The sequence below is a fragment of the Acinetobacter sp. ANC_7512 genome (assembly GCF_056779935.1).
Map to the genome: position 1 here is coordinate 1 of NZ_JBWYIX010000024.1, position 3,361 is coordinate 3,361.

Annotated in this window: 1 protein-coding gene; it reads left to right on the forward strand. The window is 43.1% G+C overall.

Annotated elements, in window-relative coordinates; genetic code table 11:
• The coding region (locus tag AC1M9H_RS14275) for a hypothetical protein (protein WP_481613640.1) at window positions 1-3,361 on the forward strand (3,361 nt) is incomplete at both ends.

A 3,361-nucleotide genomic window follows, 5' to 3' on the forward strand; every position in this document is an offset into this window, starting at 1 on the left:
ATGTTCAAATTGGTGAAGACGGTACCATTACCCTGACTTATCCGGATGACACTGTTCCTGAAAGTATTGATACTTCAGGCATTGTGATCACAGATCCTGAAGGCAATGTGATTCCAAATGTTGAATTTGAAAAACAACCGGATGGCACGTATATCGCGAAAGTACCAGAAGGTATTGATGGTGAAATCACGGTTAAAGTCCCTGAAAACTATTACCAAGATGATCAAGGTAACGCAGGTGAACCTGTTGTAGAACAAGGTCCAGTGGATACTGAATCGCCAGTGGTAGATGTTCAAATTGGTGAAGACGGTACCATTACCCTGACTTATCCGGATGACACTGTTCCTGAAAGTATTGATACTTCAGGCATTGTGATCACGGATCCTGAAGGCAATGTGATTCCAAATGTTGAATTTGAAAAACAACCGGATGGCACATATACCGCGAAAGTACCAGAAGGTATTGATGGTGAAATCACGGTTAAAGTCCCTGAAAACTCTTACCAAGATGATCAAGGTAACGCAGGTGAACCTGTTGTAGAGCAAGGTCCTGTGGATACTGAATCGCCAGTGGTGGATGTTCAAATTGGTGAAGACGGTACCATTACCCTGACTTATCCGGATGACACTGTTCCTGAAAGTATTGATACCTCAGGCATCGTGATCACAGATCCTGAAGGCAATGTGATTCCAAATGTTGAATTTGAAAAACAACCGGATGGCACGTATACCGCGAAAGTACCAGAAGGTATTGATGGTGAAATCACAGTTAAAGTCCCTGAAAACTCTTACCAAGATGATCAAGGTAATGCAGGTGAACCTGTTGTAGAACAAGGTCCTGTGGATACAGAATCACCAGTGGTAGATGTTCAAATTGGCGAAGACGGTACTATTACCCTGACTTATCCGGATGACACTGTTCCTGAAAGTATTGATACCTCAGGCATCGTGATCACGGATCCTGAAGGCAATGTGATTCCAAATGTTGAATTTGAAAAACAACCGGATGGCACATATACCGCGAAAGTACCAGAAGGTATTGATGGTGAAATCACAGTTAAAGTCCCTGAAAACTCTTACCAAGATGATCAAGGTAACGCAGGTGAACCTGTTGTAGAGCAAAGTCCTGTCGATACTGAAGCACCAACACCAACAATCACGATTGAACCTAACGGTACAATCACAGTGCAATATGGTGATGATGCGGATAAAGACACCATTGATCCTCAAGACATCGTTGTCAAAGACAAAGATGGCAATGACATCGTGGTTCAATTCATACCAAGCGAAGATGGTAAGACTTATACAGGTAAAGTACCGACTGCAATTGATGAAGAGATTACGGTAATTGTTCCAGAAGGTAGCTATCAAGATACTACGGGTAATGACAACCGCACTTCTGAAGACAAAGCACCAATCGATACGATTGCACCGCAAGTTGAGGTACAGATTACTGAAGATGGCACCATTACCATCACCTATGATGATGATGTGGTTCCTGAAAGCATTCAAGTACCAAGCATTGTGGTTCAAGGTCCTGACAATACACCGTTAGTGGTAGAGTTTGTACCAAGTGAAGATGGCTTAACCTTAGTTGGTAAAGTGCCTGAAGATATTACAGGTCAAGTGACTGTGACTGTACCTGCCGGTTCTTATGAAGATGAAGTGGGGAACAAAGGCAACAAAGGTAAAGACGATCAAATCGTTGATACTGAAGCGCCTGTAGTGACTGTTGATGTGACCCCAAATGGTACCATCACCTTAACTTACCCAGATGATACTGATCCTGACAGCATTGATACGTCAGGTATTGTGGTAACTGATCCAGAAGGAAATGTTATTCCAAACGTGGAATTCAGCAAACAGCCAGATGGTTCATATACTGCACAAGTACCAGAAGGTATCGATGGTGACATCATTGTAAAAGTTCCTGCGGAATCTTATGAAGATCAAACAGGTAACCCAGGTCAAGCTGTCGATCAACCTGCAATCGTGGATACCATTCCACCAAAAGCACAGGTTGAAATCACTGAAGATGGTCAAATCATTGTGACTTATCCTGAAGGTACTGACCCTGACAGTATTAATCCAAAAGACATTATTGTAGATGGTCCAAATGGCCCAATCACCGTACCGTTTGAACAGCCTGAAAAACAGGAAGATGGTTCTTATGTGGTGACAGGTCAAGTGCCACTGAATGTCGATGGTGAAGTAACAGTCATTGTTCCTGCTGAAAGTTATGAAGATGAGGCAGGTAATCCAGGTCTAGAAACATCAGCTACTGACGATGTGGATACACTTCCACCGACTGTGACTGTGACTATTACGCCAGATGGTGTGATCACATTGACTTATCCAGATGACGTTAAACCTGAGGATATTGATCTTTCTGTGATTACGGTCACTGATGCGGATAATGATCCAATCGTGGTTGAATTCGAGCCAAATGGTGAAGGTAGCTACACAGCGAAAGTACCAAATGGGAATGATGGTAACGTGACTGTTCATGTACCAGAAAATTCTTATCAGGATGAAACAGGTAACCCAGGTCAGCCTGTAGAGGAAACGAAACCTGTTGATACCATTGCACCTGAAGCAACTATTAGCATTGATCCACAAGGCAATATCACCATCACATACGATGATGATGTTGTTCCTAGCACGATTTTGGAAGATCGCATTAAGGTCACAGATACAGTAACGGGCGAAACGATTGTTGTTGAATTTACACCAAGTGAAGATAATCCATTAGTGCTTGTTGGTAAGGTACCAGAAGGTACAGACACCAATATTACGGTGACTGTTCCTGCAGGTTCTTATGAAGATGAAGTCGGTAACAAAGGTACTTTGGAAAAAGATACTGCTGATGTCGATGCAGAACCGCCAAAAGCGCAAGTGACAATTATGCCAGATGGTCAAATCATTGTGACTTATCCTGATGATATTGATCCTGATTCGATTGATACCGATAAGATCGTGGTCGAAGGTCCAGAAGGTCCGATCACTGTGATCTTTGATGAGCCGAAGAAACAGGAAGATGGTTCTTATGTGGTGACAGGTCAAGTGCCACCAAATGTGGATGCTGACATTACTGTAACTGTACCGACTGACTCATATGCTGATGATGTAGGTAATCCTGGTGAAGATGTCCCAACACCTGCAACCAATGTGGATACATTACCGCCAAAAGCGCAAGTGACGATTACGCCAGATGGTCAGATCATCGTGACCTATCCAGATGATGTTGATCCTGATTCGATTGATACTGATCAGATCGTGGTCGAAGGTCCAGAAGGTCCGATCACTGTGATCTTTGATGAGCCGAAGAAACAGGAAGATGGTTCTTATGTGGTGACAGGTCA